This window comes from Deltaproteobacteria bacterium, assembly GCA_016709225.1.
GTDB lineage: Bacteria > Myxococcota_A > Polyangia > Nannocystales > Nannocystaceae > Xiheibacterium > Xiheibacterium phototrophicum.
Map to the genome: position 1 here is coordinate 1,699,627 of JADJEE010000012.1, position 12,874 is coordinate 1,712,500.

Genomic DNA, 12,874 nt, shown 5'->3' on the forward strand with positions numbered 1-12,874 from the left:
ACGGAGCCGGGACCCACCGCGGATCGGATCGACGCGCCGGCGAGCCCAGGCCGCGCACCACCCTCGATGGCCGGCTCGGCGATCGGCCCCGTGCAGGGCGTGGGCCTGGGCCACCGCCCAGAGCTCGCAGGCGACCTCCTGCGGGATCCCAGCTGCGTGTCCTTCGTCGAAGTGGTCGCCGAGGCCTGCATGGCCAACCGCCTCGCACGGCGCGAGGCCGCGGCCAATCGGGCGCTTTGGCCGGTCGTGCCCCACGGGGTCAAGCTCTCGCTGGGAAGCGCCGACGGCATCCGCGAGGACCACGCACGGCGGCTGGGCACCCTCGCGCGCGAGCTCGGCGCACCGCTGGTCTCGGAGCACGTGGCCTTCACCCGCGGGGGTCCCCGCGAGATCGGGCACCTCACGCGGCTGCCGTACACCAAGGCCGCGGTCCGCGTGCTCGCGCGCAACGTCGCGCTCGCGCGGCGGCACCTGCCCGACGTGCCGCTGCTGCTCGAGAACGCCGCCGCGACCCTCACGTGGCCCGACGACGAATTGGACGAGCCCGACTTCTACGCACAGGTGGTGCGCGCGACCGGCTGCTCGCTGCTCCTCGACGTCGGCAACCTCTACGCCAATGCGGTCAACGCCGGACACGACCCGGTGCAGACGCTGCTGCGCTTCCCGTTGTCGTCGGTCGCGATGCTTCACGTCGCAGGTGGCACCTGGGAAGACGGCTTCTACTTCGACACCCACGCCGACCCGATCGCGCCGCCGGTGTTCGCGCTCGTCGAGCGCACGCTGGCCGAGGTCGGCGCGGTGCCGATCCTGCTCGAGCGCGACGGCGGCTTCCACGGCTTCGCGCCGCTGCGCGACGAGCTGGAGCGCCTGCGCGCACTGCAGGGGTCGTCGCCGCGCGCCCGCACGCCACACCTCGACGCGCCAGGGATCGCCATCGCCGACGAGCCAGCGCTGCTCGCCGACCAGCAGCTGCTCGCACGGGCGCTGACCGACCTCGCACCGCCGGGCCCGGCGCTCGTGCAGCGCTTCGGCGCCGACGCGCTGGCGCGGACGCGCACGATCCTCGCACGCAAGCGCATCGACGATGCCCTGCCCCACCTACCGCGGCTGGCGGCACACGGCGAGCGCGTGCGCGTCCACGCCGAGCATGCGCTCGCCGGCCGCGTGCGCACCGATCGCAGCGCGAGTGTCACAGACGCCTGGCACATCCTCGCCCACGTGCGCACGATCGCCGCGCTGCACGACGACGCCGAGCTCGACGCTCTGGTGCTGCGCGCCCGTTTCCGTGCCCCCATCGCCGATCACCCGGTGCGACCGCGTCGGCTGCCGTTCCTCGGGCGCGCCCGCGGGGGCGGACGCACCGTCTGGGCGCTCAAGGGCCCCGGCGACGACGCCACCGTCCACGTCCTGACCCCCGCCGCACCGAGGTCCCGTCCATGAACGATGTCCGTCTCGATCGACTCCCGCGGCACGCCCGCGATCACCTCATGCGCCTGTGTGACGCCCTCGAGGCCGGCTTCGAGCGCGACCTCGTGGGCGTGCTCGTGTACGGCAGCCTCGCGCGGGGTGGCTTCGACCCCGATCGCAGTGACATCGATCTCGTGATCGTGGTGCGCAAGGACGACCGCGAACACCTGTTCGCGGTTGGCGGCGCGCTCGAGCTGGCCCGTCACGCCGCGCGCATCGAGCCGATCGTGCTGCGACTCGACGAGCTGCGCAGCGCCGCCGACGTGTTCCCGCTGCTCTACGACGACATCCGCAGCCGCAACATCGTGTTGCGCGGCGAGAACCCCTTCGCGGGCCTACAGATCCTCGACGAGCACCGACGCCTGCGCATCGAGCAGGAGCTTCGCGAGGCGCGGATCCGGTTGCGCCGCGTGGCGGCGGAGTCCGTCAGCGTGCCGCGGATGTTGGCCGGCGCAGTCGAACGCAAGCTCAAGCAGATGCGCGGCCCGCTGCACGCGCTCGCAACCCTGCGCGGCTTCGCCGGGGATGACGACGCGGCGGCGGTGATCTCCGCCTGCGCGAAGCAGTACCAACTCGATCTGACGGGGCTCGCGCGCGTGCGTGATCAGCCGCTCGAGGCCTACGATGCGATGGTGCGGCTGCTCGAGGCGGCGATCGCCGACGTCGACCACGTCGCGAACGAGGAGGTGGCGTGATGCTGCAGGTGTTCCCGTTCGATCTGCCCCCCGGTCCGACCTTCATGTTCGTCTACCTCGCGATCGCGATGGTCGGCTTCACCGCGCTGTGGATCGTGACCCGTGTGGTCGGCAACGCGCTCGATCGCCAGGCCGTGCCCCGCACGCCGCCGACGCACATGGGCGGCTACCGCACGCAGGCGCCCGAGACCGCATCGATCGGCATCGGGCGGCTACCGCACGGCAACGAGCGCTGGGCGGTGGCGTACCTGCGCGGCGATCTGCTGCAGGTGGCCGATGCGCTGGTCGCCGCCGCCTTCGTGCGCGACCTGCTGGGCGTCGACGCCGAGCAGAACCTCGTGTTCATGCCGCGGCCGTACGTCGACGACGCGCTGGTCGCCGAGCTGAGCGACGATCTCGGACGCATCACCAGCGGTGGTGGCACACTGACGCCGACGCAGGTCCACGACGCCGCGCAGGCGGTCGCAGGCCGCCACATCGCGGAGTTCGAGGCGCTGCTCGAGCGCTCGGGCCTGCGCCGCACCCGGGGCACGACCGCTACGTTGCGCGTGTTCGTGCTGCTCGGCACCTCCGCGATCCTGGCGATCGGGGTGCTGCGGCTGGTGGTGCGGGCGCGGCTCTACGGCGGCGATGCCCCGCTGCCGCTGTTCCTCGTCGGCGAGCTGTGTCTGTTCGCGTTCATCGGCCTCATCATGGCGCGCCACCACCGGACCTCGGCGGCGGCCAACGACTATCTGGCTTGGCTCGGCGACGCGACCATGACCATGCGCGCGGACGTGAGCAGCGGCCGTCGACGCGAGCCCGAGGACGTCGAGACCGCGGTGTTGGTGGGCGGCCTGGTCGCGCTCTCGGCGGTGCCGATGCTCGCGACCTTCCAGACGTTCTATCACCAGCCGATGATGACGGCGCTCGCCAGTGGGAACAGCGGCGCGGGTGGATCGAGCTGCGGCTCCTCGAGCTGTGGCGGCGGCGGTGGCTGTGGCGGCGGCGGCGGGTGTGGAGGCGGCGGCGGCTGCTCGTGAGCCACGCGTTCGAGCTGCTCGACGCGCTCGGGTGGTGCACGCTGGTGCGTCGCAGCCCCGACCTCGATGGCTCGATTCCACTGCGCGCGGCACGGGCCTGCGTGCCCCTGCTCGAGGGCAACGCGTTCGGGTGGCAGCTGATGCCGCATGCCCCGTTGCAGCTCGCGAAGCGCCGTGGCCGATGGCAGCTCGACGACGATGACGCCGTGCGACAGGCCCGCGCGTGCGTGCCGTACCTGCTCGCCGACGGACTCGTGACGCCGGCGTGGGCGGAGCTGCTCGCCGACGGACCGCTATTCCCGTTGCCGCGTCCGCGCTGGCGCAGCGCGCCGCGATGGGGCCTGTGGACGGGGCTGCTGGTGCGGGTCGAGCCCGGACACGTGCTGTGGTGCGGCGACGCCGGCAATCGTCGCAATCGCGACGTGGCACTCGAGGAACACGTCGTCGTCCCCGCGCAGCGATGGGTCCCGCTCGCGCTCGAGCTGCGCCTCGACGGCGCGCGCGACCGCGTGCAGTGGCGCGCCGAGCTGGCCACACTGGCGGCGCTGTCGACCCGTGCGCGAACGAGCTGTGTGCCGCTCGCAAGCCGCCCCGAGCTGGGGCTCGCGCACCTTTGCTTCTACGACGCGCAGTACTTCGCGCAGAAGCAGCATGGGCCCACCCGCAAGTACCGCCAGCAGCTGCAGGCGCCCGCCAGCACGGCCGACGGCAGCGAGGTCGTCGCCGCGCTCGCGGGCCCGGTCGACCTCGAGATCGTGCCGCTGCAGCGCGTTCACGGCGCGCACGGGCCCGACGAAGTCGGCACACCCCCAGCGCTGCAGCGCTTGCAGTGGCGCTCGCCGCTGGCCTTCACCGCGCGCTACGACGGCCTGCAGGTCACGATCGAGCACGATGCAGCGGCGCTCGATCGGCTCGCGCGCGCGACCATGCAGTGCTGGCGCGAGGTCTATGGCGACGAGGTCCTCGCCGAGCACCGCGGCGCGCTGCTGTACCTGAGCAAGTTCTTCACGCCCCACGTGGCCGGCGAGCCGCACTTCTTCGTCAAGCCGCCGGCGCTCTTCGCCACGCCGCCGGGTTGGTCGATGCTGCTGCAAGGCCCGCGCTGGCCGACTGCCGAGGTCCTGCGCGGCGTCGTGCACACCGATCGATTCCACGCCGCCCCCGCCGTGTTCGCGATGCACGACACCACCGCGCTCGCGATCGGCGTCGGCGATCCGCTGCTCACGCTGCTGCCGTTCGAACCCGCGACCGCTCGACTGTCGCCGCGCTGGGCCCCGCCGCTGCCCACCGCCGCGCGCCGACACAGCCCCGAGGCCGACGCATGAACCCGGGCACGCTGCGCGAGCGACTCGCCGAGCACGGCTGGGCGGTGATCGAACTCGACGAGCTCGCGCAGGTCCGACTCGCGACGCCATGGCTGCTGGTCGACACGCTGCTCGGCGAGCCGCCGGTGATGCTCGAGGTGCAGCCGATCCGCGCGATCGCCCACGCGCGGTCGTTCGCGGCCTCGCAGGCCGCCGCGCCGCTCCACACCGACGCGCAGCTGTGGCACGCGCGACCGCCCGAGCTGCAGCTCACGGCGTGTCTGCACGCCTCGTCGCAGGGCGGTGCGTCGTTGCTGGTCGACACGTGGGCGGTGCTCGATCGTCTGCAGCGCGACGAACCAGCCCTCGCCCGCGCCGCGTTCGAGCATGCTCGCCGCATCCCGTTCGTGTTCGGCGACGTGCTCGGCGCGACCGCAACGATGCGCGGCGGCCGAGCCTGTGTCGTGCTCGGCCCGCACGCCCCGATCGACGACGTGGTCGGCCGTGGGTTCGCCCGTGCGATCGCAGCCGCGCCGTGCGAGCGCGTGACGCTGCGCCCCGGCCAAGCGCTGCTGCTCGACAACCACCGCGTCGTGCACGGTCGCGATGCCTTCGACGATCCGCGCCGGACCTTGGTGCGCGTGCTCGCGTGGCTCGATCGACCGCTCGGCGCGGCGCCGCCGTGGCAGCCGATCGCCGAGCGGGTCGCTGCGCGGGTGCGCGAGCGGCTCGCCGAGGCGCCAGCGCACCTGCGTCGGGCCTGCGGGGTCGAGGTCGATCCACCGCTGCGCCTCGACGAACGACTCGTCATCGCGATGCTGGCCGGCGCACCGCCGGGGGCGCTCGCGCGCCGCCACGGCATCGACGAGCCCGCGCTCTACCGTCTGCGTGCACGCTGGCTCGCCGACGCCGCGCGCATCGCCGGGGCACACGAGCTCGAGCCGCCGGCCGATGGGGCCTCGTCCGACGCCGTGCTCGCGCGCTTGAACGCCGCGTCGTGATCGCCGGGGCCGCGCCGGTCTCACGCACGCGCGCGACCGGACCATCGCGCCCGCAGCGGCGCGAGCTTGGCCGCGATCAGCTGCTCGAGCACGGTGCGCTGACGACCGCGGGCGAGCGTCTTGGCGGTCTGCAGCACACGTGCCGGGCGGCGCAGCCACGACAGCGCGAAGAAGCCACCCAGCAGGCCCAGCTGCGTCGCGAGCAAGCGACGCGGACCCCATTGCCCGTGGTGGCTGCGACCACCGCCGACCGAGCGCAGCAGCGAGCCGTAGATCCAGCGCTCGTCGTGCGCAACCGTCCCGTTCGCGACCGCGGCCTCGTAGGCCTCGCTCCCGGGATACGGCGCGAACACCATGACCGAGAGCGTGTGCAGCCCCGCCCACGCCAGCTCGGCGACGAAGCGCGTGGTCTGCAGCAGCTCGCCGGTGGTCTGCCCGGGCATGCCGATGATGATGCTCGCGTGCGTGACCATGCCGGCCTCGACGGCACCGCGCACCGAACCCAGCAGACGCGACGGCACCACGCGCTTGCGCATGCGCGCCAGCTCGGTCGGCGCGCCGCTCTCGGGCGCGTAGCAGAAGTTGCGACAGCCGGCCGCGACCAGCCGCTGCGCGGCCTCGCGATCGATGGCCTCCGAGCGCGTACCGGAGGGCAGCTGCCAGGTGAAGCGCAGCCCTCGTCGCTCGATCGCCGCGCAGAACTCGAGCAACCACTGCTTGGTGAGCAGCGCGGTGAGGTCGTTGATGTTGATGTTCTGCACGCGATGGCGCCGCTGCAGGAACTCGATCTCGTCGAGCACGCGCTCGGGGTCGCGGCGAACGTAGCGGGTCCCCCACATCTGCGGCGACGAGCAGAAGCTACAGCGGTAGGGGCAGCCGCGGCTGGTCAACACCGGCAACGAGCGCCCGAGGTCGACGCCGCTGCCGTGCCGATGGGAGAGGTAGGCCTCGATCGGAAACAGGTCCCACGCGGGCCACGGCAGCGCGTCGAGATCGAGACGACGTGTCGACACCGCCGCGCTGGCGGCCGGTGCGGCCCCTCGCGTGAGCACGCCCGGCACGACGCCCGGGCTGTGCCCCATGCCTACGGCCGCCAGCAACGCGACGAAACGATCCTCGCCCTCGCCGCAGACGATCGCATCGAGCGCGTCGCACTGTGCAAGCATCCGCGAGCCCATCGCGGTCGCGTTCTCGCCCCCGGCCACCAGCACGGCAGATGGGTGCGCCCGTCGGAGGCGGCGCAGCAGCTCCGCCGCCAACGGCCACTCGTGGAGGAACATCTGCGCCACGCCGATGACCTCCGTACCGGGCGGGACCCCGTCGACGATCGCGTCGAGCTCGAGGCCGTGCGCGCGCAACGGGCCCAGTGTGGTCGGGTGGGTCCACGCGTGCTCGATCGCCGCCCCCGGTCCGTCGACCACCGACACCGTGTGGCCGGCCGCGCGGGTGGCCGCGGCGACGTAGGCCAACCCGAGGTCCGGAACCGCGCCGTAGTAGCTGAGGCTCCGCGGCACCGTCACCACCGGCGGGCGCACGAGGCACACGTGCAGCCGCCTCGCTGCCGTCGACGGGCCGAGGCGCCCCGGGCCGGGCTCGATGCGTCCGCGGGCCATCTCGGCGACGGAGATCGTGCCCCAAGGCCGCCGTGGCGGCCAGTCGGGCCGACGCGCGCGTGGTCGCGAGGCTCGACACGGTGCCGAGTGCGTCTCCGGCCACGCGACGCGCGGCCGGAGACGATGGATTCGTCAGCGCGCGCACGTGATTCCTCGGTCGCCCCCGGACAGAACACCCCCCCGCGGGTACTAAGGGACGATGGGCAAGTGCGGGCGGGGTCTGTGGGCGACGGCGTTGACCGGCGCCGCGATGGTGGGTGGCTGTGGCGGTGCGTCATCGTCGGGCTCGGCGTCCGAGGACTCCGGGGGCATCAGCGTCACGCTCACCGCAGGCATGACCGACGGGTCCTCCTCGGGCGTGACCGACTCGGCCGATGGCAGCAGCAGCGACAGCAGCGGTGGCCAGTGCCCCGCCGAGCTCGTGTGTGAGGCGGCCTGCTGCGAGCCCGGTCAGATCTGCACCGACGGCGCCTGCGTGGTGGACTGCGGCGACGACGAGCCGTGCGGCGCCGACCAGGTCTGCTGTGCCGACGGCGAGCTCTGCTATGCCGGCAATTGCGTGGTGCCCGGTGGTGCGTGCAAGGGCCTCGCGTGCGCCACCAACACCACGCAGGAGTGCGAGGACAGCGAGATCTGCGATCCGACGCTCGGCTTCTGCGTGCCCAACCTCGCCGATCCGACCTGCGCGTTCCAGCCCGAGAAGGGCGTGTTCGATCCGATCCCGCGCTTCAGCTGGGGTGTACGGCAGGTCCGGGCCTGCAGCCTCGGCTGTCAGGTCGAGGAGAGCTGCGTCAACGACGTCTGCACGCCGAACTGGACCCACCACGACATCGCCGACGACGACTTCCCCGAGTGGCACCAAGTCGTGATGACGCCGATGATCGCGGACCTCGACGGCGACTGCGTGCCCGAGATCGTCTTCAACAGCTACCGCGACTCGACCTACACCACCAACGGCATCCTCCGCGCGCTGCACGGTGACGACGGCACCACCGCGTGGAGCATGGGCGACGACGCCTACCAGACCGACCCGAGCGGTCACCCCGCAATCGGCGATCTCGACCTCGACGGCCAGCCCGACGTGGTCTCGCCCGGCGAGGGCGCCTACCTCGTTGCGGTCCACGGCGATGGCACGCCGATGTGGATCTCCGAGAACTACGGCTTCGGCGGCAAGAGCGGAGCGCCCTCGATCGCCAACATGGACGGACAGGGCGCACCCGAGGTCGTGTTCGGCCGCGCCGTCTACGACAACACCGGGGCGATCGCCTACGAGTTCGCCACCGGAGCCACCGGCACCAGCGGCGGGTTCGGACCGCTGTCGTGCGTGGCCGATCTCGACGCCGACGGGCGCCCCGAGGTGATCGCGGGCGGCACCGCCTACGCGTTCACCGGCACCGTCGGGGTCGACTTCACCGGCAGCGTGCTGTGGACGGCCTCCCCCGCCGACGGCTACTGCGGCATCGCCGACTTCGACCTGGACGGCACCCCCGAGGTCGGGCTCGTCAACTCCGGCCACATCTACCTCCTCAACGGCCAGACCGGCGCGCAGCTGGCCGACTTCACGGTGCCCGGTGGTGGCGCGGGCGGTCCGCCCAACATCGCCGACTTCGACGGTGACGGCCTGCCCGAGCTCGGCACCGCCGCCGCCGACCACTACGTCGTGGTCAAGTACGACGGCACGTCGGCGTGGACGCAGCTGTGGATCTCCGACACCAAGGACGGCTCCTCGCAGCGCACCGGTTCCTCCGTCTTCGACTTCGACGGCGACGGCCGCTCGGAGGTGATCTACGACGACGAGTGGTACCTGCGGATCTACCCCGGCCTCGAGCCCGACTGCCCCGGCGGCGTGAACTGCGACGGGGTGATGTCCGACAGCGAGATCCTGTTCATCGACATCAACTCCTCGCGGACGCGTACGGAGAACCCGGTCGTCGCCGACGTCGACGGCGACTTCAAGGCCGAGCTCATCATCAGCTCGAACAACGAATCGAGTCAGGGTGCGATCGGCGACGCCGGCATCGAGGTCTTCGAAGATCGCCTCGACAACTGGGTCGCAACGGTGCCGATCTGGAATCAGCACACCTATCACGTGACCAACGTGTTGGCCGACGCCACGATCCCCGACGTCGAGCCCGACAACTGGTCGACGCCCGTGAGCGCGCCGTACAACAGCTATCGCCGCAACACCCAGGGCGAGCTCGAGACCCTGTGCGCACCCGACCTGGCGCCCACGGACCTGACGGTCGACACCTTGATGTGCCCCGCGCTGGACCTCAGCGTGCGCGTCCTCAACCAGGGCTGCCTCGGCGTGGGCCCCGGGGTCAACGTCGCCTTCTACGACGACGGTGCCCTGCTCGGCGTCGTGCAGACCGTCGGTGCGATCCAAGCGGGCGCCTCCGAGAAGGTCTCGCTCAGCGTCCCGGACGCACCCGGTGGTCCCTACGTCATCACCGCGGTCGTCGACGACGACGGCACCGGCACCGGCGCCCTCAACGAGTGCCGCGAGGACAACAACGCCACCCTGCCCAGCGAGTGGTGCAAGCCGATCGGCTGAGCGACGCCGGCTCGCGGAGCCGCTTCAGTCCTTCGCGAAGATCATGATGTTGCCCATGGCGTAGCGGGGATTTCCGCCGTGCTCGAAGTACGCCATGTTGGCGCGGTACAGCACGCGCTTCAGAGCCCTCAGCGGCAGCGCCGTATAGGCCTCCGTCAGCTGGCCCGCGAAGCGGTCGACGAGGTGGCAGCCGTGCTGGGCGAGGAAGCCCTCGAGCCACTCGACGTCGATCTTGCGCACCATCAGGCCGCCATCCTCCTGGCGCATCCACTCCTCGACGCCTCGCACGTTGCGCTCGCGATCGGCGATCCGCCGCCGCACGAAGCGCTTGAGGGTCCGCAACGCGGGCTCGAACAGCTTCACGTGCAGGGAGTCGGCGTTGTTCTCCATCAGCACCAGCCGGCCGCCGGGCTTGAGCACCCGAACGAGCTCGGACAGCGCCCGCTCGACCTCGGGGATGTGCATCAACACGCCCCAGCACGAGACCACGTCGAACTGCGCATCTGCGAAGGGAAGACCCAGCAGATCGCCCTCGACCAGCGTGACGTGCCCCGCGAGCCCGTTGCGATCGAGGTTGCGACGTGCGGCCTGCAGCGCGCTCGCCGAGAAGTCGACGCCCGTCACCTCGAGGCCCCGCCGCGCATAGCGGGCCGCGTGCAGGCAGTAGCCACACCCCGCGTCGAGTAGCGCGGCGCCCGGCGGCACGCCGAGTCGCCGCACGATCGCGTCGAAGGCCGCTTCGTAGAACGGCTCGACCTCGGGGTTGAGGTAGTCCGACTCCCACTGCTCGTGGATGTCGGGCTCCGCCAAGTAGCTCCGCGATTCCTGTGTTCGCGCTTCCGCCATCGGCGGCAGGTCTCGCACGAAACACTGTCCGGGCGCCAGGACAGTCCCCACGCAGCGGCCTCACGTCGCAGCCGAACCGATGCATCCGCGGCCAACCGGCCGACGCCGCCCGCCAGCGCTCGCGAGGCCAAAAAAAAAGGGCCAGTCATCCGCCTTGCAGCGGATGACTGGCCCATAGATCTGGCGACGTCCTACTCTCCCACAGAGTGTCCCCTGCAGTACCATCGGCGCTGGAGGGCTTAACTTCCGAGTTCGGGATGGGATCGGGTGTGACCCCTCCGCAATAGCCACCAGAAACCTGTTCGCGCGGCACCCTCACCAGCCAGGACCGCCACGCCATCGCGTGCTGTCATCCCGACCGGGGGTACTTGCCCGAGCTCTTGCGAGCTCGAGCTCCTCCAAAGGCGTGCAGTGCACGTCATGGTTTCGCTCGAAACCTTGGAATCGACCCAACGCCGCCCGAGTGCCGGGCGATTGGCGGTGGACCGCGTCATATGAGAAACGGTACTTCGCTTGCGCGAAGCCGTCTCAGCGAGTGGCCAAGCCGAACGGTCGATTAGTATCGGTTAGCTCCGTGCCTTGCAGCACTTCCACATCCGACCTATCAACGTCGTAGTCTACGACGAACCTTCGGGGAATCCTCATCTTGGAGTTGGCTTCCCGCTTAGATGCTTTCAGCGGTTATCCATTCCGGACGTGGCTACCCGGCGATGCTCTTGGCAGAACAACCGGAACACCAGGGGTCCGTCCATCCCGGTCCTCTCGTACTAGGGACAGCTCTCCTCAAGATTCCTGCGCCCACGGAAGATAGGGACCGAACTGTCTCACGACGTTCTGAACCCAGCTCGCGTACCGCTTTAATTGGCGAACAGCCAAACCCTTGGGACCGACTACAGCCCCAGGATGCGATGAGCCGACATCGAGGTGCCAAACCACGCCGTCGATGTGAACTCTTGGGCGTGATAAGCCTGTTATCCCCGGAGTACCTTTTATCCGTTGAGCGATGGCCCTTCCATACAGAACCACCGGATCACTAAGACCGACTTTCGTCCCTGCTCCACTTGTATGTGTTGCAGTCAAGCACCCTTATGCCTTTACACTCTACGGCCGGTTTCCAATCGGCCTGAGGGTACCTTTGTGCGCCTCCGTTACTCTTTCGGAGGTGACCGCCCCAGTCAAACTACCCACCAGACATTGTCCCGGATCCGGCTTACGGACCTCGGTTAGTTTTCCAGACTTACCAGGGTGGTATTTCAACGTTGGCTCCACAGAATCTAGCGACCCTGCTTCAAAGCCTCCCACCTATCCTACACAGATCAGCCCGAAAAACAGTGTCAAGTTGCAGTAAAGGTTCACGGGGTCTTTCCGTCTTTCCGCGGGTAGGGGGCATCTTCACCCCCAGGTCAATTTCGCTGAGTCCCGGGTCGAGACAGTGGGGAAGTCGTTACGCCATTCGTGCAGGACGGAACTTACCCGCCAAGGAATTTCGCTACCTTAGGACCGTTATAGTTACGGCCGCCGTTTACCGGGGCTTCGATTCGATGCTTTGGATTGCTCCTGACATCTCCTGTTAACCTTCCGGCACCGGGCAGGCGTCAGACCCTATACGTCGTCTTACGACTTAGCAGAGTCCTGTGTTTTTGGTAAACAGTCGCTACCCCCGATTCTCTGCGACCCCCACTCGCTCCCCGCGTTCGCGGTTCACGAGTATGGGCACACCTTCTCCCGAAGTTACGGTGTCAATTGGCCGAGTTCCTTAACCCGAGTTCTCCCAAGCGCCTTGGAATATTCTTCCCACCCACCTGTGTCGGTTTGCGGTACGGTCAGCACAGCAGTTGACCTACGCGAGGCTTTTCCAGGAAGCCGAGAATCACCGAGTTTTGCGCCCGAAGGCACTCCTCATCACCCCTCGGCCTCGAGACTGCGTTTGTGGCCATTGCCTCCTACAGTCTCAGCCTATGAGCTTGAACCACCATCCAGTAGATGGCTCGGCTATCTTCCTCCGTCCCCCCTCGTAGAACTATCCGTGCTGGTGCAGGAATATTCGCCTGCTTCCCATCGACTACGCCTTTCGGCCTCACCTTAGGGACCGACTAACCCTGAGCAGATTATCTTTACCCAGGAACCCTGGGGCTTACGGCGACAGGGTTTTTCACCCTGTTTATCGCTACTCATGCCAGCATTAGCTCCTCTCTACGCTCCACCGCTCGTTACCGTACGGCTTCACCGCAGAAGAGAGTACTCGCCTACCGCGTGCTTGCGCACACCCATAGCTTCGGTTCTTTGCTTGAGACCCGCTGAATTTTCGGCGCAGGTTCGCTCGACCAGTGAGCTGTTACGCTTTCTTTAAAGGATGGCTGCTTCTAAGCCAA

8 protein-coding genes and 2 rRNA genes (1 of these 10 cut by a window edge) are annotated in these 12,874 nt (G+C 69.4%); 6 read left to right on the forward strand and 4 right to left on the reverse strand.

Annotation, left to right across the window (positions count from 1 at the left end; genetic code table 11):
* Positions 1 to 66 precede the first annotated feature (66 nt).
* From IPH07_32025 to IPH07_32045, 5 genes are read left to right on the forward strand one after another with little or no spacing between them, the layout of a single operon-like run.
* Positions 67 to 1,440, forward strand: a complete 1,374-nt coding sequence (locus tag IPH07_32025) for a DUF692 domain-containing protein (GenBank protein ID MBK6922067.1) — start codon at positions 67 to 69, stop codon at positions 1,438 to 1,440.
* Entirely contained in the window at positions 1,437 to 2,162 is a 726-nt protein-coding gene (locus tag IPH07_32030; protein MBK6922068.1) for a nucleotidyltransferase domain-containing protein, read from the forward strand. The genes IPH07_32025 and IPH07_32030 overlap by 4 nt, the downstream gene beginning before the upstream one ends.
* Positions 2,162 to 3,184 (forward strand): hypothetical protein, encoded by a 1,023-nt coding sequence (locus IPH07_32035; protein MBK6922069.1) that lies wholly within the window; start codon positions 2,162 to 2,164, stop codon positions 3,182 to 3,184. The genes IPH07_32030 and IPH07_32035 overlap by 1 nt, the downstream gene beginning before the upstream one ends.
* Positions 3,181 to 4,509, forward strand: coding sequence for a hypothetical protein (locus tag IPH07_32040; protein ID MBK6922070.1), 1,329 nt, complete (start codon positions 3,181 to 3,183; stop codon positions 4,507 to 4,509). Before IPH07_32035 ends, IPH07_32040 begins: the two co-directional genes overlap by 4 nt.
* Positions 4,506 to 5,489 (forward strand): TauD/TfdA family dioxygenase, encoded by a 984-nt coding sequence (locus IPH07_32045; GenBank protein MBK6922071.1) that lies wholly within the window; start codon positions 4,506 to 4,508, stop codon positions 5,487 to 5,489. Before IPH07_32040 ends, IPH07_32045 begins: the two co-directional genes overlap by 4 nt.
* 20 nt (positions 5,490 to 5,509) lie before the next feature.
* Here IPH07_32045 and IPH07_32050 read toward each other — a convergent pair whose 3' ends face one another.
* Positions 5,510 to 7,102 carry a B12-binding domain-containing radical SAM protein gene (locus tag IPH07_32050; GenBank protein MBK6922072.1) on the reverse strand — a complete coding sequence of 531 codons (1,593 nt, stop codon included), beginning with the start codon at positions 7,100 to 7,102 and terminating at the stop codon, positions 5,510 to 5,512.
* A gap of 250 nt (positions 7,103 to 7,352) precedes the next feature.
* Here IPH07_32050 and IPH07_32055 point away from each other — a divergent pair, with 250 nt between their 5' ends.
* Positions 7,353 to 9,656, forward strand: a complete 2,304-nt coding sequence (locus tag IPH07_32055; GenBank protein MBK6922073.1) for a VCBS repeat-containing protein — start codon at positions 7,353 to 7,355, stop codon at positions 9,654 to 9,656.
* Positions 9,657 to 9,680: 24 nt separating this feature from the next.
* Here the strand turns inward: IPH07_32055 and IPH07_32060 are convergent, their stop codons facing one another.
* From IPH07_32060 to IPH07_32070, 3 genes are all read right to left on the reverse strand, one after another.
* On the reverse strand, positions 9,681 to 10,502 hold the full coding sequence (locus IPH07_32060) for a class I SAM-dependent methyltransferase (GenBank protein MBK6922074.1): 822 nt from the start codon (positions 10,500 to 10,502) through the stop codon (positions 9,681 to 9,683).
* A 178-nt stretch (positions 10,503 to 10,680) separates the two neighbouring features.
* Positions 10,681 to 10,797 (reverse strand): 5S ribosomal RNA (gene rrf, locus IPH07_32065).
* A gap of 240 nt (positions 10,798 to 11,037) precedes the next feature.
* Positions 11,038 to 12,874: ribosomal RNA gene (locus tag IPH07_32070) — 23S ribosomal RNA — on the reverse strand; it runs 1,102 nt beyond the window's last position.

Coding starts and splice junctions, on each gene's coding strand:
- IPH07_32025 (MBK6922067.1), top strand. CDS start 67: ATGGCCGGCTCGGCGATCGGCCCCGTGCAGGGCGTGGGCCTGGGCCAC.
- IPH07_32030 (MBK6922068.1), top strand. CDS start 1,437: ATGAACGATGTCCGTCTCGATCGACTCCCGCGGCACGCCCGCGATCAC.
- IPH07_32035 (MBK6922069.1), top strand. CDS start 2,162: ATGCTGCAGGTGTTCCCGTTCGATCTGCCCCCCGGTCCGACCTTCATG.
- IPH07_32045 (MBK6922071.1), top strand. CDS start 4,506: ATGAACCCGGGCACGCTGCGCGAGCGACTCGCCGAGCACGGCTGGGCG.
- IPH07_32050 (MBK6922072.1), bottom strand. CDS start 7,102: ATGGCCCGCGGACGCATCGAGCCCGGCCCGGGGCGCCTCGGCCCGTCG.
- IPH07_32055 (MBK6922073.1), top strand. CDS start 7,353: ATGGTGGGTGGCTGTGGCGGTGCGTCATCGTCGGGCTCGGCGTCCGAG.
- IPH07_32060 (MBK6922074.1), bottom strand. CDS start 10,502: ATGGCGGAAGCGCGAACACAGGAATCGCGGAGCTACTTGGCGGAGCCC.